General features: G+C 43.6%; 29 protein-coding genes. All 29 read right to left on the bottom strand.

The annotated features are described in order from the left end of the window. Nucleotides 1–17: 17 nt before the first annotated feature. The 29 genes from AS034_RS10495 to fliF all read right to left on the bottom strand — a co-directional run bounded on the left by AS034_RS10495 (nt 18) and on the right by fliF (nt 25,825). Nucleotides 18–776, bottom strand: coding sequence for a FliA/WhiG family RNA polymerase sigma factor (locus AS034_RS10495; RefSeq protein ID WP_032088809.1), 759 nt, complete (start codon nt 774–776; stop codon nt 18–20). A gap of 27 nt (nt 777–803) precedes the next feature. Continuing rightward, complete coding sequence (locus AS034_RS10490; protein ID WP_032088810.1) at nt 804–1,301, bottom strand: chemotaxis protein CheD; 498 nt, start codon at nt 1,299–1,301, stop codon at nt 804–806. Beyond that, a complete protein-coding gene (locus AS034_RS10485) occupies nt 1,298–1,930 on the bottom strand; it encodes a chemotaxis protein CheC (RefSeq protein ID WP_032088811.1) in 633 nt (210 codons plus the stop codon). The genes AS034_RS10490 and AS034_RS10485 overlap by 4 nt, the downstream gene beginning before the upstream one ends. A gap of 9 nt (nt 1,931–1,939) precedes the next feature. Then, nucleotides 1,940–2,386 (bottom strand): chemotaxis protein CheW, encoded by a 447-nt coding sequence (locus AS034_RS10480; protein ID WP_032088812.1) that lies wholly within the window; start codon nt 2,384–2,386, stop codon nt 1,940–1,942. 20 nt (nt 2,387–2,406) lie between these two features. Then, the gene (locus tag AS034_RS10475) at nt 2,407–4,455 is read right to left on the bottom strand and encodes a chemotaxis protein CheA (protein WP_058298427.1); all 2,049 of its coding nucleotides are present in this window, start codon (nt 4,453–4,455) and stop codon (nt 2,407–2,409) included. 15 nt (nt 4,456–4,470) lie between these two features. Next, a complete protein-coding gene (locus tag AS034_RS10470; RefSeq protein WP_058298426.1) occupies nt 4,471–5,568 on the bottom strand; it encodes a protein-glutamate methylesterase/protein-glutamine glutaminase in 1,098 nt (365 codons plus the stop codon). Nucleotides 5,569–5,572: 4 nt separating this feature from the next. Further along, complete coding sequence (locus AS034_RS10465; RefSeq protein WP_058298425.1) at nt 5,573–6,439, bottom strand: MinD/ParA family protein; 867 nt, start codon at nt 6,437–6,439, stop codon at nt 5,573–5,575. After that, nucleotides 6,414–7,574 carry a flagellar biosynthesis GTPase FlhF gene (gene flhF, locus AS034_RS10460; RefSeq protein WP_336433369.1) on the bottom strand — a complete coding sequence of 387 codons (1,161 nt, stop codon included), beginning with the start codon at nt 7,572–7,574 and terminating at the stop codon, nt 6,414–6,416. The genes AS034_RS10465 and flhF overlap by 26 nt, the downstream gene beginning before the upstream one ends. A gap of 5 nt (nt 7,575–7,579) precedes the next feature. After that, complete coding sequence (gene flhA, locus AS034_RS10455; protein WP_058298423.1) at nt 7,580–9,616, bottom strand: flagellar biosynthesis protein FlhA; 2,037 nt, start codon at nt 9,614–9,616, stop codon at nt 7,580–7,582. A gap of 21 nt (nt 9,617–9,637) precedes the next feature. Continuing rightward, nucleotides 9,638–10,720 carry a flagellar biosynthesis protein FlhB gene (flhB, locus tag AS034_RS10450; RefSeq protein WP_058298422.1) on the bottom strand — a complete coding sequence of 361 codons (1,083 nt, stop codon included), beginning with the start codon at nt 10,718–10,720 and terminating at the stop codon, nt 9,638–9,640. A 1-nt stretch (nt 10,721) separates the two neighbouring features. Continuing rightward, nucleotides 10,722–11,498: a flagellar biosynthetic protein FliR gene (gene fliR / locus AS034_RS10445; RefSeq protein WP_032088819.1), complete on the bottom strand. Its 777-nt coding sequence runs from the start codon at nt 11,496–11,498 to the stop codon at nt 10,722–10,724. A 4-nt stretch (nt 11,499–11,502) separates the two neighbouring features. After that, nucleotides 11,503–11,772, bottom strand: a complete 270-nt coding sequence (fliQ, locus tag AS034_RS10440) for a flagellar biosynthesis protein FliQ (protein ID WP_032088820.1) — start codon at nt 11,770–11,772, stop codon at nt 11,503–11,505. Between the two features lie 12 nt (nt 11,773–11,784). Next, nucleotides 11,785–12,450, bottom strand: a complete 666-nt coding sequence (gene fliP / locus AS034_RS10435) for a flagellar type III secretion system pore protein FliP (RefSeq protein ID WP_058298421.1) — start codon at nt 12,448–12,450, stop codon at nt 11,785–11,787. Next, a complete protein-coding gene (locus AS034_RS10430) occupies nt 12,443–13,099 on the bottom strand; it encodes a flagellar biosynthetic protein FliO (protein ID WP_058298420.1) in 657 nt (218 codons plus the stop codon). The genes fliP and AS034_RS10430 overlap by 8 nt, the downstream gene beginning before the upstream one ends. Nucleotides 13,100–13,122: 23 nt before the next feature. Beyond that, a complete protein-coding gene (locus tag AS034_RS10425) occupies nt 13,123–13,485 on the bottom strand; it encodes a response regulator (RefSeq protein ID WP_032088822.1) in 363 nt (120 codons plus the stop codon). Between the two features lie 74 nt (nt 13,486–13,559). Next, a complete protein-coding gene (fliY, locus tag AS034_RS10420; RefSeq protein ID WP_058298419.1) occupies nt 13,560–14,756 on the bottom strand; it encodes a flagellar motor switch phosphatase FliY in 1,197 nt (398 codons plus the stop codon). Further along, nucleotides 14,746–15,741 carry a flagellar motor switch protein FliM gene (gene fliM, locus AS034_RS10415; protein ID WP_058298418.1) on the bottom strand — a complete coding sequence of 332 codons (996 nt, stop codon included), beginning with the start codon at nt 15,739–15,741 and terminating at the stop codon, nt 14,746–14,748. The genes fliY and fliM overlap by 11 nt, the downstream gene beginning before the upstream one ends. 33 nt (nt 15,742–15,774) lie before the next feature. Continuing rightward, a complete protein-coding gene (gene fliL, locus AS034_RS10410; protein WP_032088830.1) occupies nt 15,775–16,200 on the bottom strand; it encodes a flagellar basal body-associated protein FliL in 426 nt (141 codons plus the stop codon). After that, entirely contained in the window at nt 16,190–16,411 is a 222-nt protein-coding gene (locus tag AS034_RS10405) for a flagellar FlbD family protein (protein ID WP_032088831.1), read from the bottom strand. Before AS034_RS10405 ends, fliL begins: the two co-directional genes overlap by 11 nt. 78 nt (nt 16,412–16,489) lie before the next feature. Continuing rightward, on the bottom strand, nt 16,490–17,713 hold the full coding sequence (locus AS034_RS10400) for a flagellar hook protein FlgE (RefSeq protein ID WP_058298417.1): 1,224 nt from the start codon (nt 17,711–17,713) through the stop codon (nt 16,490–16,492). Nucleotides 17,714–17,785: 72 nt separating this feature from the next. After that, nucleotides 17,786–18,178: a TIGR02530 family flagellar biosynthesis protein gene (locus AS034_RS10395; protein WP_058298416.1), complete on the bottom strand. Its 393-nt coding sequence runs from the start codon at nt 18,176–18,178 to the stop codon at nt 17,786–17,788. A 14-nt stretch (nt 18,179–18,192) separates the two neighbouring features. Next, entirely contained in the window at nt 18,193–18,825 is a 633-nt protein-coding gene (gene flgD / locus AS034_RS10390) for a flagellar hook assembly protein FlgD (protein ID WP_058298415.1), read from the bottom strand. Nucleotides 18,826–18,834: 9 nt separating this feature from the next. Further along, a complete protein-coding gene (locus AS034_RS10385; protein ID WP_058298414.1) occupies nt 18,835–20,055 on the bottom strand; it encodes a flagellar hook-length control protein FliK in 1,221 nt (406 codons plus the stop codon). 31 nt (nt 20,056–20,086) lie between these two features. Beyond that, on the bottom strand, nt 20,087–20,671 hold the full coding sequence (locus tag AS034_RS10380; protein ID WP_032088835.1) for a MotE family protein: 585 nt from the start codon (nt 20,669–20,671) through the stop codon (nt 20,087–20,089). Nucleotides 20,672–20,675: 4 nt separating this feature from the next. Further along, complete coding sequence (fliJ, locus tag AS034_RS10375) at nt 20,676–21,122, bottom strand: flagellar export protein FliJ (protein WP_058298413.1); 447 nt, start codon at nt 21,120–21,122, stop codon at nt 20,676–20,678. Then, nucleotides 21,119–22,447, bottom strand: a complete 1,329-nt coding sequence (fliI, locus tag AS034_RS10370) for a flagellar protein export ATPase FliI (RefSeq protein ID WP_058298412.1) — start codon at nt 22,445–22,447, stop codon at nt 21,119–21,121. Before fliI ends, fliJ begins: the two co-directional genes overlap by 4 nt. Then, nucleotides 22,444–23,223: a flagellar assembly protein FliH gene (gene fliH, locus AS034_RS10365; protein ID WP_058298411.1), complete on the bottom strand. Its 780-nt coding sequence runs from the start codon at nt 23,221–23,223 to the stop codon at nt 22,444–22,446. The genes fliI and fliH overlap by 4 nt, the downstream gene beginning before the upstream one ends. Then, nucleotides 23,216–24,229 (bottom strand): flagellar motor switch protein FliG, encoded by a 1,014-nt coding sequence (gene fliG / locus AS034_RS10360; RefSeq protein ID WP_032088839.1) that lies wholly within the window; start codon nt 24,227–24,229, stop codon nt 23,216–23,218. The genes fliH and fliG overlap by 8 nt, the downstream gene beginning before the upstream one ends. A 12-nt stretch (nt 24,230–24,241) precedes the next feature. After that, the gene (fliF, locus tag AS034_RS10355) at nt 24,242–25,825 is read right to left on the bottom strand and encodes a flagellar basal-body MS-ring/collar protein FliF (RefSeq protein ID WP_058298410.1); all 1,584 of its coding nucleotides are present in this window, start codon (nt 25,823–25,825) and stop codon (nt 24,242–24,244) included. Nucleotides 25,826–25,856 lie beyond the last annotated feature (31 nt).

The following is a 25,856-nucleotide window of genomic DNA, read 5'->3' as shown; positions in this document are numbered from 1 at the left end:
TTACTCCTTTCAGACAGTCAGGAGTCAAGAAGGTTTCGCAATTTAAAAATGGCTTTTGAATGTATTTGTGAAATCCTGGACGTCGAAAGTTTCATGATTTCACCGATCTCTGTCAGCGTCAATTCCTCTTTATAAAATAAACTTAACACAAGTTGTTCTTTTTCTGATAGTTTTCCAATGGTCAGTTCCAGCTCTGTCAAACTCTCCCCTTTTAAGATTTCCTCTTCGGGGGAGAGTGTTTTATGATCCTTCAATGAATAACTCTGGGTCTCATGCTCTTCATCTTTCAGCTGGTCATCCATGGATAATACATTGGCAAAAAAATGTTCATTGGTTGTCTGATAGACATCCTCTGCTGACATTTCCAATTCCCTTGCTACTTCTTCTGCACTTACATGTCTGAGATGCCTTTGTTCAAGTTCAAGGATTTTCGATTCGATTCTTTTGGCTTTATCCCGTGTCGATCGGGGGAGCCAATCTTCTTTCCGTAAACCATCGAGGATTGCTCCCCTTACCCGGAATGAAGCATATGTATCAAATTTCAAATCCCTGGAAGGATCGAATTTTTGAAGGGCGTCGAGTAATCCCATCAACCCGAGACTTTTAATATCTTCTCTCGAGACGTTTTTAGGCAGACCGACTGAAATCCGCGCGACATGGTAGGACACAAGTGGCATATATTTCTTCACCAACAAATCACCCGCCTCTGTATCACGGTTTGATATCCATTTATCCCAATAGTGTTGTTCCTCGGTTCGAGCGGGCTGCTGAGACATAAGACTCCTCCTCCATAAATTTTTGACCTACAATAGTTTAATTCCCTCATTCACGGTCCTTACCTGCAGGGTGAAATCCGAAACAAAGAATTCAATTGTCCTCCCTTTGCTTCCTCCTACATCCTCCCCGATGACGGGTATGTTGTTTTTCTCAAGTATTTCTCTCACAGCTTCTACATTCCGGGGACCAATTCTCATCAAGTCGCTCTTTGATGAGAGCTGAAACATCTGGGCTCCTCCGGCCATTTTACACTTCAGCCGGTGGATGGCAGCCCCCATCCCCTTCAGTCTGCGAATCAATTCCTCCACGCCTGAATCTGCATATTTAGCTGAGTTCAGCGGCTTCTCTTTGGCAATCGTGGAACTTGGGAGCATGACATGCACCATGCCGGCAATCCGTACGGTATCGTCATATAAAACGACCCCTACACAAGAACCCAATCCCGTAGTTCGTATCGAACCGATGCGCCTTACAGTATTCAAATCAGCGATGCCTACTTTTACGACAGTTTCTATCAGTGTCATCCTTTTACTCCAAGCGATTGAAATATGACATGAAGTGAATCGGGATCGGGAAGCAGGAAGAAATGACCGTTCACACTTTCAGATCCCGCTCCCACCTCTTTTATGGCAGTATCGATTACAATTGCATAATCACTCACCTGAGAGATTTCGATCAAGCCGAAACTAATGACTGCCCCTGCCATATCCATTGTCAAAGATGGTACAGAAGGCTGCAGGTTCAGCTGTGTAAAGTCCGCCAGTGAAGAAAGATAAGATCCGGAAAGTATATTTCCCAATTCCTGCATGGCCGACAGGCCCAGTTCGGAAGGGTTTCTGTCTTCAAAAGAAAATTGATCATCGCGGAGCATGGATTGTATAAAAGCTTCTGCCTGATCGAGGGAGAGAATAAAAAACATGCTGCCCGGAGCGTCGCCTTCTATCCTCAGAAAGATGCTTACCACCACATTGTCGGCACCGCCGGCCATTTCCATCATTTCATCAAAAGAAACGATTTTAACACTGGGGACTTTCATATCAATCTGTTTATCCAGTAATACCGATAATGCTGTGGCTGCATGTCCGGCTCCGATATTGCCTATCTCTTTTAGTAAATCGAGATGAAATGAGTTTACAGTACGTTCATATCCCATGGAATCCTCCTACAATGCTTCAAGGATTTTATCGAGGTGAAGTAAAATAAGCAGCCTTCTGTCTTTTTTTACTACTCCGCCGATGTATTCTGCTTCCACCACCCCTACTACTTCAGGGGGCGGTTCTACCGCTTCCTTTGAAACATCCAGTACATCATTGGCTGCATCTACAATCAAACCTACTTCTTTGTCCTCAGACCCAGCGATGATGACCCTGGTGCTCTCGGTCGTTATCGATGCGCTCAGCCCGAACTTGGATCGCAAGTCGATGATAGGGGTGACGACTCCGCGTAAATTTATGACTCCCTTTACATATGCGGGAGTCTTGGGAACCCTCGTTATATGTTCGAGCTTTTCGATTGACCGCACTTGATTGACAGGAATGGCATATTCCTTATCGACCAATTGAAATACGATAAGTTTAAGATCTTCTGTTATTGTAGTCGTCTCATTCATTTTTGACTGCCCCCTGTTCCCTATTTAATTAATGCATTGCAATCAACAATCAATGCCACTTGTCCGTCTCCGAGAATGGTCGCGCCGGAAATGGCAAATACATCGGTTAAATAATTGCCCAGTGATTTCAGCACAATCTCCTGCTGTCCGACAAAGGAATCTACTACAAGTCCCGCCATCTTTTCCCCTTTGCGAACGATCACAGTCGAATAATAGTCTTCCTCTTCCATTTTTTCTTTTGGCACTTCAAAAATATCCTCAAGGAAGATAAGCGGTACTACTTTACCGCGGAAGTCGATCACTTTTTGATTATGGGCATTCATGATTTCCTCTTTTTTCACGATGGCTGTTTCAATAATGGATGATAAAGGAATCGCGTATTTCTCCTTCTCGATCTCAACCAGCATAACCGAAATGATAGAGAGGGTAAGCGGCAGTTGTATGGAAAACAATGACCCATTTCCTTCAGTAGAATCTATGGTAATTGATCCGCCCAGGGATTCTATCGTCGCTTTGACTACATCCAGGCCGACTCCCCTTCCGGATATATCGGAAATTTGTTCTGCAGTGGAAAACCCGGAAGCTAAAATCAATTCATAAATTTGACGATCAGTGAGTGTATCTGCGGTTTCTTCACTGACGATTCCCTTTTGAACCGCTTTCTCAAGGACCCGATGTTTATTGATGCCGGCACCGTCATCTTCCAATTCAATGAATACATGATTTCCACTGTGATAAGCTTTGAGCTTTACTGTACCTTCTTCCGGTTTTCCATTCTTCAAGCGGATATCCGGCTTCTCGATTCCATGATCGATTGCATTACGGATCAGGTGGACCAGCGGATCTCCTATTTCATCAATAACAGTACGGTCAAGTTCGGTTTCAGCTCCGATAATGTCAATATTGATTTTTTTATTTAAATCCCTTGCCAGCTGGCGTACCATTCTAGGGAACCGATTGAATACTGTTTCAACAGGAACCATCCTCATATTCAAGATGATATTTTGTAAATCCCCGGAAATACGAGTCATCCTTTCAACCGTTTCATTCAATTCAGGATTTCCGAGGTCTTGGGAAATCTGTTCCAGTCTTCCCCGGTCAATGACGAGTTCTTCAAATAAATTCATCAAGATATCCAAACGCTCGATATTCACTCTTATTGTTTTATTTGCCGGACCGGATTTTGGAGAAGCAGCGGAAGGCTGCAATTCTTTTGGGGACTTCTCTTTCTCGAGTGCATCCCCTTCTTCTTTTCTCGTAGTCTTTGCTTCATCTGTATGTAATGAATTACTTCCCTTAAGAGCAGCAGGCGTTACTTCCGAAAGGGCAACTTTTTCCACTTCTGAAACTTTCATTACCTTTTTCTCCAGGCTTGCCGCATCTTCATTCGTAATAAGCGTAACGGTAAAAGATTGATCAAATTGCTCTTCTTCAAGCTTATCCACTGACGGTTCTGATTTAATGATTTCCCCGCTTTTCTCCAACACTTCAAAGACCATATAAACTCTTGCTGCTTTAAGGAGGCAGTCTTCCCTCAATGATACGGAAAGTTCAAAACATTGCATTCCCTGTTCATATGACTGTTCGATTACGGTCTGTTCGTAGGCTTCATATTCAATCGGAGCTTTTTCTTGTGCAACGGCTGAAGCTGTCTCTGATTGAGCAGCCGCTTGGATGGCAGGAATTCCTTCACCTTTTTCAATGGCATTCAGTAAAGCAACCACTTCCGTTACATCTCGTTTCCCATCTCCTCCGTTTGAGATGGAAAGGACCATCGCTTCAAGATCATCCACCGATTTAAAGACCACATCCAGCACCTCAGGAGAAACATATATTTTCTCGTTTCTGATCCCGTCGAGGACATTCTCCATTTTATGAGTGAGGTTTGCGAGATCTTCATATCCCATCGTTGCAGACATACCTTTCAAGGTGTGGGCTGCACGAAAAATTTCATTTACGATTGATAGATTTTCAGGATTCTTTTCCAATTTAAGCAATTGTTCATTGCATGACTGCAGATTTTCTTTACTTTCTTCAATAAAGACTTCTAAATATTGGCTCATTTCCATATGTTCTACACCTCTCTACCTCATGTACTTCATTATCGAGTGACCAATTCCTTCTACATTGACGACTTCGTCTGCAAGCTTTGCAGCTATTACAGATTTAGGCATTCCGTAAACGATGCAAGTTTCATGTGATTCTGCAATCGCTGTAACGTTTCCGTTCTCTTTCAACTTCCTCAGGCCTTCTGTACCGTCAGATCCCATTCCCGTCATCACTACCGCAACTGTATTACAGCCGCCGAGATTTCCTGCTGATTCAAATAAGACATCAACCGATGGACGGTGCCCGTTTCTCAAAGGTTCTTCCTTGGTTAAATGGACCATCAGGTTTGATTCATCGTTCATTATCCTCATATGAAATCCACCCGGGGCAATATAGGCCGTACCCTTCTCGAGATACTCCCCATGTTCTGCTTCTTTTACCGTTATACGGGCCAGCGAGTTCAAGCGGTCAGCCAGGGATTTCGTAAATCCGGGAGGCATGTGCTGTACGATCGCGACAGGTGCATCCAGGGTGGATGGCAGGTTTGTCAGCACATGCTGCAGAGCCCTTGGTCCCCCCGTTGAGGTGCCGATCAGGATAAGCGCAGGGTTTTGTTTGTCATTCATTTGTGGAGCAGCTTCACATTTTAAAGCGGGATTTGCCATTTCTTTATGACGATTCCTTTTTTCCGGATAATTGCTGCTTGAAAAAGGATTCCCAAGCAGCTTGGAAATCGGCACTAGACTTGCTGAATACACCTTGCGTACGATTTCCTCCTGAATCTTATGCAGGTCCAGTGAAATCGTACCTGAAGGTTTTGCAATAAAATCCACCGCACCATACTGGACCGCTTTAATGGTTTCCTCTGCCCCTTCTTTGGTAGTGGAAGAAAGCATGACAACCGGAACGGGACATTCGGACATTATTTTCTTTAATGCCTCTATGCCGTTCATTTTCGGCATTTCAACGTCCAGGGTGATGACATCGGGTGAAAGTTTTTTTATCTTCACCAGCGCGTCCTCTCCGTTGCGGGCAATCCCCACTACTTCCATTTCTTCTGAAGCAGATATGAAATCACTGATCAACTTTCTCATAAATGCAGAATCATCGACCACCAGCACTTTTTTCTTCATCTCTTTACCTCCTGAAAAATAAACTCTTTATATTTTTCAAGAACGAAGGTTTTTCGTTTTGAAATTCAAATTTGTCAGATTCATTGAGAAAACGATTTGCAAGAGAATCCAAGCCCATTGAAATTTGCGAACGCGGAAAGCTTTTAATCAAGGGAACCTGAACGCTGACCGCTTTTCTTACTGCGGGATCTTCTGGCAAAACCCCCAATGGGATTATTTCCTTTTTCAAAAACTTCCTGGCTGTTTCCTGGAGCCTTGAAAGGGTGAGCAATCCTTCCTGCTTACTCTCTGCCCTGTTACACACAAGGTAGAATTCTTTTCTTTCATCCCTCAAGTGGATATATTTCATCATGGAATATGCATCGGTTATCGAAGTCGGCTCAGGGGTGGTGACGACCATAATCTGCTCCATCGTCATTAGGAAATCCAGTGTTCCTTTGGTTGCTCCCGCTCCCATATCAAAAACGATACAATCATACTTTAGAACCAATTGATCCATCGCTTCAAAAAAGCGTTCTTGCTGCTCTTCCTTCCACTCTACTACACTATCAAGGCCATTCCCTCCGCTAATATAGGAAATTCCATGAACATTTTCACATATGACATCATTGATATCCAGGTCTTTATTCCTGATAAAATCCATGATTGATGAACGGTTATGACTGCCCAGGAGGATATGGATGTTCCCCATCCCGATATCCATATCGAACAATAAGGTCTTCTTATGTGCCTTCCCTAGTAATATCGACAGGTTGGTTGATATGTTTGATTTCCCTACTCCCCCTTTACCGCTGACAATCCCAATCGTCTTCGCATGGGGATGTGAATTCAGAAGCATCTTTTGCCTAAGATGATATGCTTGATCTTTCATAACTGAATCCTTTCAGAAGCAGTCTTCCGATTTCCTCGGCATTTACTTCACTGATATCTTCAGGCACATCCTGGCCTGTTGTTATATAAGCAATTCCCCTCTGTGTCTCCTTTATGACATTCATCATCGAACCATAACTTGATGTTTCGTCCAATTTCGTAAAAATATAACGGCATATATCTATGGAAGAAAATTGGGCGATGATTTCTTTCATGTCCGTTTCCTTGCTTGTGAGGGATAACACCAGGAATGTTTCCATGTCCCGCTCGAAGTCTATGATTTTTCGCATATCTTCTACATATTTCTTTTCCCTGAAATTTCTTCCTGCGGTATCTATGAATACATGGTCGAAATCAGTGAATTTATCGATGGCTTTTTTATAGTCTTCAATTTTATAAACTACTTCCACCGGCACATTCAGGAGTCCCGCATATGTCTTTAATTGCTCAATGGCCGCGATCCTGTATGTATCCGTCGTAATGAATCCTATCTTCATTCTTTTGTCAATCACTGCCTCTGCAGCCATTTTCGCGAGAGTGGTCGTCTTCCCCACACCGGTCGGCCCGATAACATTGATATATTTTTTCTTATAGCTTATTCCCGACATTTGAATATCAATGATTTCGTTTTTTATAAACTGTTTTGCCCATACAAGCAAATCATTTTCGACATTGTTTGTTGTGTCTTTAGCAAGCTTTAATTTGTCATCAAGATAGCTTCCTGCTTTAACGAGCAGTGCCTCTTTAAGGCCCTGCTCTTGTAAATGAGTCAGTATTCTCCGGATTCTTTCATCATACTGCTCGAATTGTTTTGCAGTCGTAAAAGCAGCAATCATATTTTTTAATTCCTTCAACTCTTGCTGAACATAGTCTTCAGGAATTGACGTTTTTTCTTTAACTGATTTGTCGGGAGCTGATTTCGATATTTTGTGCTGATGACGAAGTTTTTTCATTTCTGCTTTTTCAGCTTCGACCATAGGATCGACTGCAGCAACGACCTCGACCATCTTTTTCTTGAACAGCCCCAGTATGCCTCCAGTATGTGTCACCTTTGAGTTTAAGATGACTGCATCTTCCCCCAGCTCGCTCCTGACCTTTTTCATAGCTTCACTCATACTGGGTGCTACATATTTCACTACTTTCAATCTACATTCACCACCCCAACACTTTGTACTTCTACATTCGCTTCCAATTCGTTATATGAGAGAATAGGCACTTGCGGGAAATAACGTTCTGTCAATTGCCGTACGTACATTCTGACAGCAGGTGAACACAGGATGATCGGTGATTCTTCCATTAAAGATAATTGTTCGATCTGGCTTGCGATGGTTTCGAGCAGACGCTGTGAATCAGTTGGATCCATCGATAAATAATTCCCGTGTTCTGTCTGCTGAATGGAATCTGCAATCAGCTTTTCTGCCTTGCCGGACATTGTGACCACTTTAAGATTCCCATTCTCCTGAACAAAATGATTCGTGATTTGACGGGCAAGTGCCTGTCTTACGTATTCAGCAAGCAGGTCCGTGTCCGAGCTCATTTTAGAAAAATCAGCAAGGGTTTCAAAAATGACTGGAAGATTTCGGACTGACACATTTTCTTTTAACAGTTTGGCCAGCACTTTTTGCACTTCTCCCACTGATAACGGGTTCGGGGTGACCTCTTCAACCAGAATCGGATAAGATTCCTGAAGATGATCGATTAATTGTTTCGTCTCTTGTCTGCCAAGGAGTTCATGGGCATTCGTCTTAATCACTTCTGTAATATGAGTTGAAACCACGGATGGTGGATCCACCACTGTGTAACCGAATATTTCCGCCTGCTCCTTCATATCCTCTGAAATCCATTTGGCTGGAAGGCCAAATGAAGGTTCAACGGTGTCGATCCCTTCAATTGAATCATCCTCGACACCGGGACTCATGGCTAAGTAATGATCAAGCAGTAGTTCTCCCCGTGCCATTTCATTGCCTTTGATTTTCAACCGGTATTCATTGGGCTGAAGCTGGATATTATCCCTGATCCTTACGACCGGAATCACTAACCCAAGCTCAATTGCAAGCTGTCTCCTGATCATGACGATCCGATCAAGCAGATCGCCTCCCTGGTTGGTATCGGCAAGCGGGATCAACCCGTAGCCGAACTCAAACTCTATCGGATCTACATTAAGGAGATTGACTACGCTTTCTGGGCTCTTCATCTCTTCCGTCTCTATTTCTTCGTCCATTGCAGCCGTTTCGGCTTCACTTTCGACAGGGGTACGTGAAAGCATAAATCCTCCGATTGCCATCGCTGCCGCAATGGGGATGGTCAATAGATCGTTTATCGGAGTTGCCACACCAAGCATGAAAATGGTGAACGCTGCTACATACAGCATAAACGGATAAGCCAAAAGCTGGTTCATGATATCCTGGCCGAGATTCCCTTCTGATGCGGCCCTTGTCACCACAATCCCTGTAGCAGTTGAAATCAATAATGCCGGAATCTGGCTGACGATCCCATCCCCGACCGTAAGGAGTGAATAGCGGGTGGCCGCCTCCCCGATCGGCAGTCCCTGCTGTGTCATCCCGATGATGATCCCGAAAATTAAGTTGATCATGACAATCACGATTCCTGCAATAGCATCACCCTTTACGAACTTTGAAGCACCATCCATCGCCCCATAAAAATCTGCTTCCCTGCTGATCTTATCCCTCCGGTGCCTGGCATCTTGTTCGGAAATCATTCCAGCATTCAGGTCGGCATCGATGCTCATTTGTTTACCTGGCATGGCATCAAGCGTAAACCTTGCAGCTACTTCGGATACACGCTCCGATCCTTTGGTAATGACAATGAATTGAATGACAATCAAGATCACGAAAACGACGAGACCGACTAATACATTTCCTCCAACTACAAATGTTCCAAATGTTTCCACAACGCCCCCTGCTTCTCCCTTACTGAGAATCGACCTCGTTGTGGAAACATTTAGACCTAAGCGAAATAGCGTAAGCAATAGCAGTAACGATGGAAAAATGGAAAATTGGAGCGGTTCATTCATATTCATCGAGGTTAGGAGTACTAAAAGAGCAAGTGAAATATTTACAATAATAAGCACACTCAACATCCAGGAAGGGAATGGGATGATAAGCATGGCTACAATCAATATGACACTGGCTAATACGGATAAATCTCTTGCTGACATACTATAACTCTCCTAACTTTCCTACAGTTTGTTTTGAATTCGATACACATACGCGAGAATTTCAGCCACAGCTTTAAAGAACTCTTCCGGTACGGTATCCCCGACCTCTGCTGCATCATACAATGATCTCGCCAGCGGACGGTTCTCCACCATCACTACATCATTTTCTTTGGCGATATATTTTATTTTCTGTGCCAGGTAATCCACTCCCTTAGCAACAACATAGGGAGCATCTCTTTTCGTTTCATCATACTTCAGGGCAATGGCAAAGTGGGTCGGATTCGTTATCACCACATCTGCCTCCGGGACTTCCTGCATCATCCGGCGCATGGCCATTTCCCGCTGCCTTTGCTTTATTTTGGATTTAATCAAAGGGTCACCCTCGATGTTTTTATGTTCATCCTTCAGATCTTGTTTTGACATCCGGATATTTTTTTCAAAATCGAATTTTTGATAAAGATAATCAAATACAGACAGAAACAGTAGAGCAAGTGAAGCAGCTATTCCCATCTGCACGGCCAATTTTGACATGACAATCAAGGAATCCCCGACAGATTTGAATGATAAACTCAGTACTTCTTCTATATTCGTCCAGAGAACTACAAAGGTAATGGCTCCAATGAATGAAATTTTCAGAATCGACTTCAGCAGTTCCACGATGGCCCTGAGTGAAAAAATGCGCTTGAAACCTTTTATCGGGTCTATCTTTTCCAATTTCGGTTCCAGTGGCTTGGTGGTGAACATGACACCCACCTGTATATAGTTGGCCGCAATGCCTGCCACCATCGCAACGAGCATAATCGGTCCCAGTAGAAGCGCAAGTTCCTTCATAAGGTCCATCGTGATGACCTGGACAGTATTTTCTGTCACCTCCATCAGCATATATTCCTGAAAGGATTGACGGAATAAATCAAACACAATGTTGCCGATATATGAGGATCCGAAGGTGAAGAATAAAAATACCGCCAACAGGATGATCGCTGTGTTGACATCCTGACTTTTAGCAGTCTGGCCTTTTTTTTTGGCGTCCTCCCTTTTTTTAGGAGTGGCTTTTTCTGTTTTTTCACCACTGAAGAATTGTAAATCTAATGATAACCGCCGCACCTTACGCGCCCCCAATTAACTTCATTAAATCCCGCATTGTTATGAACATCATTTCAAATAGCTGCTGCATGACGGCAAACATGACGCCCATTACGATAAATAGAACAATAAATGAGACTGCTATTTTAATGGGGAATCCTACAACGAATACATTCAGCTGAGGAACGGTCCTTGCAACAATCCCCAAAGCTACATCCACAAGGAAGAGAGTCGCTACAACCGGAATCGACATTTGAAAAGCGATGATGAACATCGAATTAAAGGTCTTTATAATATAGTCAATCAAATTTTCATCTCCAAAAGGGATCCAGGGGCTGTCGACCGGTATTAGCTGATAGCTGTAAAAGATGCCGTCAAGAATTAAATGATGGCCATTCAGTGCTAAGAGTAAAAGTAATGAAAAAGTGTACAGATACTGCCCCATTAACGGACTTTGTGCACCCGTCTGGGGATCGATGACATTCGCAATGGCAAACCCCATCTGAAAATCAATGAACCCCCCGGCTATCTGGATGGCGGAAACAATCATATAAGCAACAAACCCTATTAACAGACCCACCATTGCTTCTTTCATCACCAGAAGGATGTATTGCCCGTTGATCTCAAATGCTTTTGATTCGACCGTATAATACATCACCCACGAAAGCACAAGCGAAAAGGCAAGGCGATGCTGGGCAGGGATATTGCGGTATGAAAATAAAGGCATTGTGACAAAAAAAGCTGAAACCCTAACAAAAACGAGTAAGAATACCGATAATACAGGTACAAGCTCTGACATTCTATTACCCTACAAACCTTGTTAAGTCAGAAAAGATCTGGGATGAATAGGTGACTATTTTCGTCAGCATCCACGGCCCGAAAAACACGATCCCGATCAGCACCGCGACGATTTTCGGAATAAACGCAAGCGTCTGCTCCTGAATTTGAGTGGTTGCCTGAAAGATACTTACAATCAATCCAACTACAAGTGCAAGCAGCAGCAATGGACCGGATACGATCAGAGTTATATAAACCCCGCGTTCGGCTAACGCAATAACAGATTCGGCATTCATAAAATCACCTACTTAAAAACTTTCTAAAAGAGATTTAACGACCAAGTACCAGCCATCTACCAGTACAAATAGTAAAATTTTGAACGGAAGCGAGATCATTACCGGTGGAAGCATCATCATCCCCATTGACATTAAGACGCTGGCCACCACCATATCTATGACAAGAAACGGAATAAAAATCATAAAGCCGATTTGAAAGGCTGTCTTGATTTCGCTCAACGCAAATGCCGGTACTAGAGAGGTCATCGGTATATCTGCGATTGATTCGGGTCTTTCAGCACCGGAGTAGCTTAAGAAGAGCTCCAGATCCTTCTGTCTTGTATGTTTACTCATGAATTCTTTAAAAGGGACAGCAGCATTCTCATACGCTTCCTCCAGATTGATTTCTTCATTAAAAAGAGGTGTCAAAGCATTATCATTAACCTCTTGGAACGTCGGAGCCATGATAAAGAAGGTCAGGAATAAGGAGAGCCCTACCAACACCTGATTCGGCGGCATTTGCTGGGTTGCCAGTGAAGTCCTTACAAAGGAGAGGACGATCATGATACGGGTAAAAGACGTCATTAGAATAAGGATGCTAGGAGCCAGTGACAGGACTGTAAATAACAGCAGAAGCTTTACACTGGTGGAAACGGAGTCCGCTGGGCTTCCATTGAAAAATTCCATAAATTCATTCATCTGAGCGGTTCTCCTTGTCCTTCAAATCTTTAAGCATCCTTTTTCTCCCTTTACTCATTTCGTCCAGCTGCTTTTTGAAATGTGACTGAAAGGAGCCTTGTACAGAATTTCCCGTACCGCCTTTAACCTTCGTCAGCAGATTCGAAACGACTGTCTTTGCATCTCGCATCTGCTCGGTCCCATTGTGATAATAAGCCAGAATCTCTTCTTTTTCCTTTTCATCATGTACCTCTTTTAACAGCTGGATATCTTCTCCAACCCCTAATACCAGCACTTGGTTCCCTACTTTGACAATCTGTACGGAGCGGTTTCCCCCAAGGGGGGCCCCCCCTAAATGGTTGATCATCTTTGTCTGTTGAAACGATCTTCCTTTTTGATTAATGAATTTTAACAGGAAATAGATAAGTGCTACTACAAATATCAATGCAAAGATCATTTTCACATAATCAAAGAAAGTGACGCCCGCTGTTTGAGTTTCCGAAATCTCTCCCTTATCGGAAGGTTTCACATCTTTGTTTCCGTTTTCGCCGCTTTCAGGGTTTTCATACCAATCATCCACTGACTTCATGTTGGCATGTGCCGGTGACACACCGGTACATGCCAGGAAGAGAATACATAAAACACTCATTACTAGTTGAAGCTTCTTCAATACATACACCTTCTTAAAAACAGTTAACTTAAAGCTTTCTGTATCGCCTCGATTACACGGTCGGCCTGAAACGGTTTGACAATGAAATCCTTTGCGCCTGCCTGGATTGCATCGATGACCATCGCCTGCTGGCCCATTGCTGAACACATAATGATCTTGGCCCCGGGATCCATCGCTTTGATATCCTTCAATGCTGCGATGCCATCTTTTTCAGGCATGGTGATATCCATTGTGACCAAGTCAGGCTGTACTTCTTTGTACTTCTCTACTGCCTGGGCTCCATCGGCAGCTTCACCCACTACCTCGAATCCATTTTTCGTTAGAATATCTTTAATCATCATCCGCATAAAAGCTGCATCATCTACTATCAAAATCTTATTTGCCATCGACGTCATCCTCCAATTATCAAATATTTATTTTAACTGCTTATATGATCTATGGTACTTGCTCTAATTTATAATTACCTGAGTTTGTTCAAACGGTCACTAGGGCTTACGATATCCGAGATGCGGACACCAAAATTCTCATCGATTACAACCACTTCACCTTTTGCTATCAGTCTGCTGTTCACCAGGATATCAACTGGTTCGCCTGCTAATTTATCGAGTTCAATGATCGAACCCGAAGACATTTCCAATATGTCCTTTACGGAACGATTCGTCCTGCCTAGTTCCACTGTCACTTGTAACGGGATGTCAAGGAGCATATCAAGATTTTTCGATTCCTGCTGGCCCAACCCGCCAGGCTGAAACTCAGAGAAAGTGGCAGGCTGTACATTCACCTGCTGCTGTCCGGAATATCCATAGCCTCGGTAATGCTGTGGCGGTGATTGCTGCTCCCCGGTCTGGGCATGTATGTCAGCAGTTGCACTAGGTGCCTCTTTTGCAGGTGCTTGCTTACCCATATGCTTTTCAGGCAGAGCTTGCTGAATATCTTCTGCAGGGATATCTGTTTCCACAACCGGTTCTTCCCCGCTTCCATTCATCAGCTCATCGACAAGGCTTCTCGCAAAGCTTAACGGAAGAAGCTGCATGATGCTTGAATCGATGAGATTTCCGATCTTCAGTGAAAAAGAAACCTTTACCAGCAGATCCTGGTCCGGGATATTTTCCTGTCCTTCCCCCTGCGGTATATACATTAAATCAATGGAAGGAGGTGAGATATCGACCTTCTTACTGAAAACCGTCGACATGGACGTAGCTGCGGAACCCATCATTTGATTCATCGCTTCCTGAACCGCACTGAGCTGAATTTCGCCAAGTTCCCCTGAAGGATTCTGCCCGTCACCGCCAAGCATCAAATCAGCGATGATTGAAGCATCGGACTGTTTAATCACCAGCAGATTTGCCCCGGAAAACCCTTCTGTATACTGAACTTCTATTGCAACGTATGGATGAGGGAATTCTTCCTCCAATGAATTTTTATTCACAATGGACACTTGGGGAGTTGTGATTTCAACCTTTTGATTAAGCAATGTGGATAATGCTGTTGCAGAACTGCCAAAAGAAATATTCCCAACTTCCCCTAGAGCATCTTGTTCCATGGTACTGATATAATCATTTATGTTGATTTCGACCGGATCCTGTTCTTCAGGTTCTGCAGAACCCCTAAGGAGCGCATCGATTTCATCTTGTGACAACATATCATCACTCATCATCGTCGTCTCCCCCTTTCAATGTTTCTAAAATTTGGATTGCAAGTTTATTATTCGATTTACCAGGCTGACCTGTGAATTTCGGGATCTCCCCGATCTTAATGGTGAGCGGATCATCGATTTTGGCATTTAGTTGAATGACATCCCCGCTGTCAAGCATCAGAAAATCCTCTATGGAAATTTCTGAAATTCCCAGCTCTGCTACAACCGGGACGTTTGCGGTTTTAATTCTTTTTTCAAGGTTTGCCGTTTCTTCCGGCTTGATGTCCTTCTTCTTGGTTTCCATCCAGTAACTCCCCGACAGTTTCGGAAGGATGGGTTCAAGTACTACATGAGGGATACAAATATTTATCATCCCGCTTGTTTCTCCAATCGTAGTATTCAAAGAAATGACCACGACGGTTTCATTCGGGGAAACCATCTGGAGAAATTGGGGATTGACCTCAAACTCCGCAAATACCGGATCAACGTCTGCCACTGTACTCCATGCTTCACTTAAATTTTCGAAAGCCCGCTCAAAAAGCTGTGACATGATCGTTGTCTCTATTTCCGTCAAGTTCTCCACTTTATTGACACTGACCCCTTTACCGCCCATCACCCGGTCCATCATCGAATAAGCGATATTCGGATTGATTTCCATCAGGATCCTTCCGTCCAAGGGGGGAAGTTCATATACATTCAAGATGGTCATTTTCGGTACCGAACGAATGAATTCTTCATAAGGAATCTGATCTGCAGATGCAACGTTGATTTGTACGTATGTACGAAGCTGTGCGGAAAAATAAGTGGTCAAAATCCGCGCAAAGTTCTCATGAATACGGGTCAAACTTCTTATCTGATCTTTTGAGAAGCGTAAAGCCCTTTTAAAATCATAAACTTTTACTTTTCTTTCTTCTTCTTCTTTCTTAAAATCGTCTGCACTCATTTCGCCAGTGTTCAATGCAGATAACAAGGCATCTATTTCACTTTGTGACAAAACATCTGCCATTTCTTCACCCCCAGCCCATGCATTTTTCCATTATCATTGAATCATCATAGAGGTGATGTACACTTTTTCGACCATTCCTTCTTGCATCAGGGCATTCACCTTTTCCTTGACCTTGGCCTCAATTATTTCTTTGCCCTTCTTCCCTTGAAGTTCATCTGCTTTCATTTCAGAAAGTTCTTCTATAATGATGTTATTCACTTGAAAATCTCTTTTCTCCAACTCTTCCTTTGCTTTTTTGCTGTCGGTTTGAACTTTGAAAGAAATACGTATAAAATCATTGCTTAATAGATTTGTTGTTATTTCAGGGATATCGACTGATGCTTCGATAACCTCTTCAATCGATGGTTCCTTTGTTTCTTCATCACCTGAAAATTTCAAAATGACAACCAGGGCAATCACACCCGCCAACGTGATTGTCACCAGAAGGATCAACATGATGGTCAAGAATTTATTTTTCATCTGTGCCGCCTCCTTTGAACGCCGGATCAAGAAGGTTGACAGTGCGGAAAAAAGCAAGAGTATATCCGGCAACCTCATCTACCGACTCTTTCACCACATATTTCCGGCCGTTGGTCAATTGGATCGTTGTATCCGGGAATGCCTCAACAGTCTCAATATAAAAGGCGTTGAGAGTAAAGGGTTTACCATTCAATCTAGTTAACGTAATCATATTATGTGGAACTGACTCCCGCTGGATATAAAGGTATCTTATAGCAAGAGCCAGCCCCCTTCCTCCCTTACTGACGAATTATCGCTTCAAGTTAACCAGTTCCTGCAAGATTTCATCCGAGGTGGTGATGATTCTGGTATTCGCCTGGAACCCTCTTTGGGCCGTGATCATTTCAGTGAATTCTTCCGATAGGTCGACATTTGACATTTCGAGGGAACCGGATTGAAGAGATCCCCTTCCATCTCCTGCCGTTCCCATATTTGGAAGTCCTGAGTTGTTTGATTCCTGGAATAAATTATTCCCTGCCTTTGTCAAACCGCCTGGATTTGAAAATGTCGCCAATGCCAGCTGACTGAGCACTCTTACTTCGCCATTTGAAAAGACGCCGTTCACTTCCCCTGAAGATCCGATATTAAAACTCTCGAGGTACCCTTCCGAGTTACCGTTCACGGTATCCGTATTTGCGGATGAGGAACTGTCGAATTGAGTGATGTTGGAAAAATCCATCTTGATATCCAAGTCATTCGCCCCGTTAGAATTAGTGAGAGAAAGATTATGCGGCATGGCAGTCGTCAGTTTCCCATCTGCATCGAAACTGAATGATAGATTCCCCCCTCCAGCAACAGTCACTCCATTGGTCAGGCTCGAAATATCTGCGGTCCATGAGTTATTACCAGCCTCTTTTGTCAAAGTAATGTTCAAACTGATGTCGTTCCCCTGGGAATCCTTCACCTTAGTTTCGATTTCCACTTCGGTCCCGGCTGCAGCAGTCGCTTTTAAATTCCCATTGTATGCAGCTTTAGTTGTAGCCTGCGGTGCCATCGTTGTGTCAGTATCAATTTTAATATCCGCTACACCTGAACGGTTGACCACTCCATCGGCATCAACCGGATATCCCTGTACCAGGGCTCCCCCGCCTGTCACAAGACTTCCGTTCGAATCCAAGTAGAAGTTTCCGGCTCTTGTATAAAGTGCGTTATTCCCTTGTCTGACCATGAAGAAGCCGTCCCCGGAAACTGCTACATCAAGTGACCTTCCTGTTGTTTGCAGGCTTCCTTGAGTCTGGATACTGTCAATCGAACCCAACGTGGAACCTAAACCGACTTGCATCGCATTTTGGCCGCCGCGGTTGTCAGTTGCCCTGCTGGCTCCGGATACCGTCTGGTTCATAAGGTCTTGAAACGTTACGCGTCCCTTCTTGTAACCATAAGTGTTCACATTCGCGATATTGTTCCCAATGACATCTAGTTTTGTTTGAAAGTTCTTCATCCCGCTTATACCTGAATACATTGAACGTAGCATTCTTTTTACCCCTTTCTTAGTGAGCTGCTTCAATCATTCCACAGCTGTCAGGCTTCCTTTTAAAGGTCCAGCCTATGAATCCATTAATATAGTTCCATTAATATTAGTGAAAATCTGCGAGTTTGCTTCCTGCCTGTCCAATGCTGTTATGACTGTTTCATTTTTCGCACTGACGATCAAGGCAGCATCTTTTAAAAGCACCAGCGAATCATGGACTCCCTTGGATTTAGCTTCATTCACTTTTTCCGCAATCTTTTCCCATTGTGGCGGTGTGATGGAAATACCTCTTTGTTCCATTCTGCTCTTGGCATGTTTACTGATCTGAAGACCCGGGGAACGGGTGAGCACTTTATCCAGTTCGGCTGAAAAAGCAGTATTCCCTCTGAGATCGGATTGGGCAGTTCTCGGCATTATGGTTGTTGGTAATGGCTTAGGTGGAATGCGATGCAAGAAAGCTTTATCCATACGCCCCCTCCTTGTTAAGATTCGATTTTAGTCAGGCTTCCGCTCTTGATTCTTTCGCCGCCATCCGTATGGACCCAAATATGAGAGTCTTTGGAGGAAACAGATTGAACGGTGCCGGTCTTCTCTCCTTCTTCATCTTCCCAAGTCACTTTTTTCCCAATCAACATTGACGCATTTACCAAAGATACATCGGAGGCAGTCACATCATTCACTTGTGAGATGTTACCCGGCGTGAGGATCGTACCGTCTTCCATGACGAATTCAACATTATTCTCTTTAAAACGTATGCCTTTCACGATTCCCTGACCTTCTGTGATTTCAGGTGCTTCATCTGTATCCGCATTGCTGATCTTATGCCAGGTAACCTGTTTTCCAACAAATTGATTATAAGAAATCAATTGGGATTGATTTTTGTTCTCTACGAATTTTTCCATCGTATTAGTGAGATTCGTCATTTGCTCCAAGGACGAAAAAGTTGCCATTTGAGCAATGAAATCCTTATCCTGCATCGGGTTCATTGGATCCTGATTTTGAAGCTGTGTCATCAAGATTTTCAGGAAATCATCTTTCCCTAAAATATCATTCCCGCCTTCACGTTTCTTCGTCTGCAAGGATGAATAAAGTAAATTCGGATCTATTTTTGTCATTTTCATCACCTATACTTCGCTGCTCACGAGATATTCTTTAAAGCCTGCTGCTTCCTGTTCCTCATTATCCTTATGAGTATCTTCGGGTGCTTGCTTTGACTGCCCGTTCTGCTGATGTGACTGGCCTTTTGACTGACGTTCGGGATCGGCGAGTGCCTGTGAAACTTCAATCTTATCAACCTGCAGATTCTGGGATGTAAATGCATGCTTCAAACCTTGAAGCTGCGAATCAAGCATTTCCTTTGCGGCCGATGTTGTAGCAAGAATCCTGGCTGTCATGATTCCATTGGTTTGTAGAATTTCGATTCTCAGGGAGCCAAGTTGTTCAGGATATAATTTAATTAACAGCTTATTCATATTAGGCTGTGTCTGGAAATTGGATCTGCTCAATATTGTTTGAAGTTCCTTGACGAATTGTTCATATTGCAGTGCACCCTTTGTCTGGCCCATGTTCATAGTGAATGATTCAGACTTGTGAACAAGGGTATGAAGGTTATTCCCCTGCACGGAAAGCATAAGTTTGTTCTGCTCGGGTTTAACAGCTTCCGTCATTTCCATAGATGAATGCCGAATGTATGCAGCCCTTATGATTTCTTCCTTGTTCCCTTGCTTCAAGGCAGCGCTGACCTGAAGTACCGTTTCTGTTTTTTGCTGAAGCTGTTTCAATAATTCGTTCATCTCAGACACTCTTTGAGCTTCCCCCATCGGAAGGTCTTTTTGAGCTGCAATGAACACAAGTGCTTTAGCCATCTTCACGAGCTGATTTGCTGCTTGAGGATTTACCAAATCCCCTTTGTTTTTATTGATGGAGAGTTGTACAAAATGTAATAAGTCCACTATTGATTCCAGGGACATTTCTATTTCGCTCTCTTCTTTCTTTAAGCTGGCGGGTAAGCCTGCCTGCAGACTGTCTTGCAGCTTTATGATTTCTTCTAAGTCAATATTCATTACACCGGCGATGTCTTCAATGTCCAGTTCGACCAAATTCCCGAAGGCTTCAATTTGTTCATCAGTGAGTCCCAAATCCACCAAACCTTGCGCACTGAGCAAACGATTTAATAGTTCAAGCGCCGGAGATATGTCATTAACATTTATGGTCTTTTGCTGAATTGAACTATTTAAACTTCCAAGCAGATGCTGGGAGAATGAAGCGCTGCCCCGCTTGAATGAACTCATTCCGTTGACAGATACCCCTTTTACCTGAATGGCTTGTGTTGGTGCGATTTCCATTCCTTCACCCCCTTCCCAATGCATTTATCTTCTAACTCTCATCTGCTGCCAATAAACCTGTGTATCTTGCGGCATCCTCAGGAGGCATTTTCTCAAGTATGTCTGCTAAATCATCCGGTTTTATGCTGGAAAGTATTTTAAGTGCTTCTTGCTCCTCCATCTTCATCAAGACCGGGGCGGCACTTTTGGCGGACATGGACTCGAATGTGCTTACTACTTCTTTAAAAGCCCGTTTATTTTCTTCCCCTATCTGTCTCAGCTCTTCAAGCTCAAGCTTCTGCTGCTCGATTGTTGCCTGGAGTTTTTCATTGTCCTTTTCCCTGCCGTCAATTTCACTTCGCAGCTGGGAGATTTGCGCTTCTTTATCCTCAATGGAAGTCTGTAACGAAACAATCCGGCTCTCCAGCTGCTCCTTCCCCTCCTCACTCGCTGATGGAAGCACTTTTGAAATGAAAGGAACGGACTGTGCTTTTTCAAACACATTGATCCCTGCAACTGTCATGACGATCAAGGCGATGGTAATCGCAAATAATAGAGGAATGAAGATTACAAATACAATCCATTGAAAACGGCTGGTTTCTTTGGTCTCTTTCTCTTCTGCAATCGTTTTTGGCATTCTATCACCTGATTCCTCGATTCATGTATTGAACAACGGACACTTCATCCAATTGTTTGTTTTCATCTTCTTTCAATTTTTGAAGGAAAACGCTTGAGTCCTTTTCTTTTATTTTTTCGTATTTCTTCACTTCCATGTTCATATCAACAAGTTTTTCTTCATACCAGTTCATACGATTACGTGCTTGGATCACAAGTTCCTGATAATAGGAAATCGTTTTTTCCAGGTTAGTAATGAATTGTTGATGGTGGCGTATATCCTGAACCGAGAGGCCGTTTTGAAGTCGGCCGGCTTGGTGGAATTCCAAATCTTCCTTTTTCTTTAAAAATCCATAAAGCATTTCGGCCACCTTTTCAAACTTTGAGATAGCTCCTTTATATTGCTCATTCAATTCATCTTTCTCTTTTTCCTTGAGGGTCAAGATCCGTTCAAATCGATATTGATAACTCATGACCGCACGTCACCTTTTTCTGCCAGCTGTATAAGTCGGTCGATACTTTCAGCCTGCGATATTTTTTCATAAACGCCTTGTTTAAGAAAAGAAATGATCTTGGGATAGTAGTTAATGGCTTCGTCTATTTCTTTAGAAGAACCCTTCTTATAGGCACCGATTTGAATGAGATCTTCAGATTCGATAAAGGTGCTGTAGAGCTCCCTTAACCTTACTGAAGCCTCCAGGTGCTGATCCGAGGCCAGATGATTCATGAGGCGGCTGACGCTTTTCAAGATATTGATAGCCGGAAATTGCCCCCTGTTGGCTATTTTTCGATCCAATACAATATGTCCATCCAAAATTCCCCGGACTGTATCGGAAATTGGTTCATTTAGGTCATCGCCATCCACGAGCACAGTATAGAACGCCGTAATGCTTCCCTTTAGGTTGGTTCCCGTCCTTTCAAGCAGCTTCGGGAGTATCGCAAATACTGAAGGAGTATACCCCTTTGTTGTAGGAGGTTCACCGACAGCCAGGCCGATTTCCCGCTGCGCCATTGCCACGCGTGTAGCAGAATCCATCATCAACATTACATTCAAGCCTTTGTCGCGAAAATATTCAGCGATTGCCGTGGCTGTAAAGGCACCCTTGATCCGCATCAGAGCAGGCTGATCCGAAGTGGCAGCAACAACAATCGTTCTTTTCAAACCTTCTTCGCCCAGGTCCCTCTCTATGAATTCCCTGACTTCCCTGCCGCGTTCCCCAATTAATGCAATGACATTCAAATCAGCTTTCGTATTCCTTGCAATCATTCCGAGCAAGGTGCTCTTTCCTACGCCGCTCCCGGCAAAGATCCCGACACGCTGACCTTTACCTACCGTCAGCATACTATCGATTGCTTTCACTCCTACTTCCATCGGCTCATCGATCGGTGGCCTTGAAAGGGGATTTGGCGGTTCCTGGTCTGTGTGGGTAGCCGCCAGGCCGCCAGGCAGCATACTTCCGTCCAGCGGCTTGCCCAGCGAGTCCACGACCTTACCGATCAATGCCGGCCCTATTTTTACCTCTAAAGGCTTTGAGGTAGCTTCCACCAGACTTCCCGGTGCTATATCCTGCATGTTGGAATAGGGCATGAGGATGACAAGCTGTCCATTGAACCCCACCACTTCTGCCAGAATGATTTTCGGAACTCCGCGGCTGGTGATATGGATATAACAGACCTCCCCGACAGAACTCTCGGGACCCTGCGACTCAATCATAAGTCCGACAGCCCGCTTTACTTTCCCGTATTTCTTGAACGTATTTACCTGCGGGATAAGCGGAAGTAAATCTATTGCTTTCATGTCCCATCCCCCTGCAGCATCGCAAACAGTTTCAATTTTAATTCAGACAGCTGTGAGTCAATACTTACGATGATCCTTCCTTGATTCGTCTCTATGTAACATTGCTCGTCTTCCAAGTCATCATTAGCATAAATAAAACATTGTACATTTGCGGGAAATACGGTTTCGATTTCCTTTTTATTTTCCGCCAGATTCTTATATTTAGAAGGATGGCAATGAATTTGAACCTCAGGTAATTCCCTGACTTCCTTCAAACTCCTTTTGACAATTGAAGTAAATGTATCCGGATTATCTTCAATCTTTTTTCCGATGATTTTTTCAGCACTTGCAATGGCAAGTGAAACAATCACTTCCTGTGCATTTTCCAGATATGAATAATATTCTTGTTTGTTTAACTCTGTAATTCGATCTGCTTCATCCAACCGTCTGGTATACTCCTGATATCCTTTTTTCATACCCTCTTCTTCGCCTTTTAGGAATCCTGCATCATAGGCTTCTTGAAATTGCAGCTCACGTTCAGTCAGCCAGTTATCTTTTTCCTGTTGAATCTGGTTTTTAATACGGTCCCTTTCTTCAAAAGCCCCGGATAAAATCTTCTCAGCTTCACGCTTGGCTTCCGTGATTAAATCTTCTATCTCTGTATACCTCAGCTGCTGTTGGTTGGAAAGATCCTCTTCTGAAAGTTCCGTCATTGAAGAACGAATGTTCTTAAGGGCTATGATCTTATTATTATCACCGCGAGTTTGAGCTGCGGAAGACTTAATGATCCTAGACAATGATATCGTCTCCTCCACCCCGGGCGATGATGATTTCCCCGGCTTCTTCCAATCGTCTGATGATTGCTACGATTCTTGATTGAGCTTCTTCTACATCACGCAGTCTGACCGGCCCCATGAATTCCATTTCTTCTTTGAGGGTCTCCACCATACGATTTGACATGTTCTTAAATACAATTTCCTTGACCTCGTCGCTCGATACCTTGAGAGACAGAAGGAGGTCTTCATTATCACAATCTCTGATTACTCGTTGGATGGAACGGCCATCCAGTGTAACGATATCTTCAAATACAAACATCCTCTTCTTGATTTCTTCCGCAAGTTCCGGATCCTGTATTTCAAGAGCATCCAGAATCGTTTTTTCCGTGGAACGGTCTACACCATTCAGAACTTCAACGACAGCTTCCACTCCGCCGGTTTGTGTGTAATCCTGCGTAACTGTAGCGGACAGCTTTCTTTCAAGAATGGCTTCGACCTCACTGATCACTTCCGGTGAGGTACCGTCCATTATCGCAATTCTTCTCGCTATATCAGCCTGGACGTCTTGAGGAAGCTCAGATAGAATTTGTCCAGATTGCTGAGGATCCAAGTATGATAGAATCAGGGCAATCGTCTGCGGATGTTCATTTTGTATAAAGTTCAATATCTGAGCCGGATCAGCTTTCCGGGCAAAGTCAAAGGGCTTCACCTGTAATGATGAAGTCAGGCGGTTGATGATCGCTGCAGCCTGATCCGCACCAAGTGCCTTCTCAAGGACTGTTTTCGCGTAACCGATCCCGCCCTGGGAAATATAGTCCTGTGCAATTGCAATACTGTGAAATTCTTCTAAGATATCTTCTTTTGCTTCAGTCTCGACCTTCCTCACCCCGGATATCTCCAACGTAAGCTTCTCTATCTCTTCTTCAGATAAATGTTTATAGACTGATGCCGACACATCGGGTCCAAGTGAAATCAAGAGGATAGCCGCTTTTTGTTTACCTGTTAAATCTTTTTCTCTTCTAGCCATTTCCTCACCCTTCTACTCATCAGCTAACCAAGTTCGAAGTAATTTGGCGAACTCTTCCGGTTTTTCTTTTGCCATTCTCTCAAGCTGCTTACGTCTGATCGAACCATCCGTTTCTTCTTTTGGTTCGATTTCAGGGATTTCAGCAGGGATGCGTTCCTCTTCAAAGTACAATTCCTCTTCCTTCTTCTTGCGTGATTTCAGCAGGAAGAATATCAGCAATAGAATGACGACCAGCAGGATGCCGCCAATGGCATATACCCACCAAGGAATTCCTTGCTTCGTATCATCTTCAAATTCCATCTTTCCATTAAACTCCTGTACTGAAACGACAACCTTATCTTCTATATCTTCGTCTGTCAGTTCCGGGGAAGCTTCCTTATCGATGGAAGTCCTCACGATGGTTGATAGAACCTTTTGTATATCATCAATCCGGTCCTGGGGAAGTGAATTCTCGTCCTCGGGGTTCGGGGGCTCCACCATCACCTGTATCCCCAGGTCCCGTATTTTGTATGGACTCTCTACGATTTCGGACCTGATCCGATTGACCTCATTATTGATCGTTTCTTCCATTCTTTCATAATCACCGTTTGATCCAGTTCCTTCTTGATAGGAATCGAGGGTATCATCTGTGTCTTCTCCTGAAGGCACACCTCCTGGACCTGCACCTTCTCCCGAAAAGGTTTCCGTGATTCTCTGTGCGCTTACGGCGATTCCTTCCATATTTTCTTCATCAACAGGCGTTACCATGTTTTTTTCATGGTTCGCCTGGGTAAAGTCAATATCAGTCGATACTGAAACCACTACTTTATTAAAACCAATCAGTGTACCGAGCATATTCTGAACCTGACGCTGGATATCCCGTTCGATTTCCTTTTTCACATCCATTTGCTGGGCGATGTTTCCGCTCATGGAATTATTTTGAGATTCTAAATCGAAATACTCAAAAAACTGGTTCATGATGACGATATTCTCAGTAGGCAGGTTTGGAACACTCTTCGATACTAGATGATACAGAGATTTTATCTGACGCTGGTCCATATTAAATCCAGGATTCGTATTCAGAACAATAGATGCAGATGCATTCTGGTCATCATCATTGAGGAACACCTGCTCTTCCGGCAGATTAATCATGACCTTTGCATCTTTTACGCCTTCTATCCCTTTAATCAGATCTACAAGCTCTGTCTGCATTGCATCAAGCTTCATTACGTTAAATTCATTATCTGTCATTCCAAAACCGGCATTCTTACTAAAAAAAGAGTAGTCTATGCTGCCGGAATTTGGAATTCCTTCAGCTGCAAGCTCCACTTTTAAAGTGTCTACCTGTTCAGAAGGAACGAGAATGGCAGTCCCTCCCTCTGTAATCTGGGATGGAACTCCCCTGCCATCAAGATTTTCCTTAATGGAGCCTGTCTCTGATGGGGACAGATTCTTATACAAGGGCGCCATCGGTGTTTTTGTCATAAAAAAAACGGCAGCGCTTATGATAATGATGCTGCAAAGCAATACAGCTCCCATGCCGGCTTTTTGCTTTCTCGTTCTGCTTGTCCAATATGTCTTTATTTGATTTGTATAGTTCTTAAACGATTCATTCATTACAATCCTCCGGTACTCGACTACACGTTTC

Origin of the sequence: [Bacillus] enclensis (genome assembly GCF_001456935.1) — a bacterium.
GTDB lineage: Bacteria > Bacillota > Bacilli > Bacillales > Bacillaceae_B > Rossellomorea > Rossellomorea enclensis.
This window is presented reverse-complemented; position numbering and strand designations above follow the sequence as displayed.

Bases quoted from the DNA above. Each gene is read 5' to 3' on its own strand.
- AS034_RS10475 (WP_058298427.1), bottom strand. From the start codon at position 4,455: ATGGAAATGAGCCAATATTTAGAAGTCTTTATTGAAGAAAGTAAAGAA.
- fliL (WP_032088830.1), bottom strand. From the start codon at position 16,200: ATGAAAAATAAATTCTTGACCATCATGTTGATCCTTCTGGTGACAATC.
- flgD (WP_058298415.1), bottom strand. From the start codon at position 18,825: ATGACAAAAATAGATCCGAATTTACTTTATTCATCCTTGCAGACGAAG.
- fliR (WP_032088819.1), bottom strand. From the start codon at position 11,498: ATGTCAGAGCTTGTACCTGTATTATCGGTATTCTTACTCGTTTTTGTT.
- AS034_RS10380 (WP_032088835.1), bottom strand. From the start codon at position 20,671: ATGCCAAAAACGATTGCAGAAGAGAAAGAGACCAAAGAAACCAGCCGT.
- AS034_RS10400 (WP_058298417.1), bottom strand. From the start codon at position 17,713: ATGCTACGTTCAATGTATTCAGGTATAAGCGGGATGAAGAACTTTCAA.
- AS034_RS10470 (WP_058298426.1), bottom strand. From the start codon at position 5,568: ATGAAGAAAAAAGTGCTGGTGGTCGATGATTCTGCATTTATGAGAAAG.
- AS034_RS10385 (WP_058298414.1), bottom strand. From the start codon at position 20,055: ATGGAAATCGCACCAACACAAGCCATTCAGGTAAAAGGGGTATCTGTC.
- AS034_RS10465 (WP_058298425.1), bottom strand. From the start codon at position 6,439: ATGAAAGATCAAGCATATCATCTTAGGCAAAAGATGCTTCTGAATTCA.
- AS034_RS10480 (WP_032088812.1), bottom strand. From the start codon at position 2,386: ATGAATGAGACGACTACAATAACAGAAGATCTTAAACTTATCGTATTT.
- AS034_RS10490 (WP_032088810.1), bottom strand. From the start codon at position 1,301: ATGACACTGATAGAAACTGTCGTAAAAGTAGGCATCGCTGATTTGAAT.
- fliM (WP_058298418.1), bottom strand. From the start codon at position 15,741: ATGGCAGATGTTTTGTCACAAAGTGAAATAGATGCCTTGTTATCTGCA.
- AS034_RS10425 (WP_032088822.1), bottom strand. From the start codon at position 13,485: ATGGCAAATAAGATTTTGATAGTAGATGATGCAGCTTTTATGCGGATG.
- fliP (WP_058298421.1), bottom strand. From the start codon at position 12,450: ATGAATGAATTTATGGAATTTTTCAATGGAAGCCCAGCGGACTCCGTT.
- fliY (WP_058298419.1), bottom strand. From the start codon at position 14,756: ATGATGAGTGATGATATGTTGTCACAAGATGAAATCGATGCGCTCCTT.
- flhA (WP_058298423.1), bottom strand. From the start codon at position 9,616: ATGTCAGCAAGAGATTTATCCGTATTAGCCAGTGTCATATTGATTGTA.
- fliI (WP_058298412.1), bottom strand. From the start codon at position 22,447: ATGAAAGCAATAGATTTACTTCCGCTTATCCCGCAGGTAAATACGTTC.
- AS034_RS10395 (WP_058298416.1), bottom strand. From the start codon at position 18,178: ATGGATAAAGCTTTCTTGCATCGCATTCCACCTAAGCCATTACCAACA.
- AS034_RS10405 (WP_032088831.1), bottom strand. From the start codon at position 16,411: ATGATTACGTTAACTAGATTGAATGGTAAACCCTTTACTCTCAACGCC.
- fliG (WP_032088839.1), bottom strand. From the start codon at position 24,229: ATGGCTAGAAGAGAAAAAGATTTAACAGGTAAACAAAAAGCGGCTATC.
- fliQ (WP_032088820.1), bottom strand. From the start codon at position 11,772: ATGAATGCCGAATCTGTTATTGCGTTAGCCGAACGCGGGGTTTATATA.
- AS034_RS10495 (WP_032088809.1), bottom strand. From the start codon at position 776: ATGTCTCAGCAGCCCGCTCGAACCGAGGAACAACACTATTGGGATAAA.
- fliJ (WP_058298413.1), bottom strand. From the start codon at position 21,122: ATGAGTTATCAATATCGATTTGAACGGATCTTGACCCTCAAGGAAAAA.
- fliF (WP_058298410.1), bottom strand. From the start codon at position 25,825: ATGAATGAATCGTTTAAGAACTATACAAATCAAATAAAGACATATTGG.
- AS034_RS10485 (WP_032088811.1), bottom strand. From the start codon at position 1,930: ATGGGATATGAACGTACTGTAAACTCATTTCATCTCGATTTACTAAAA.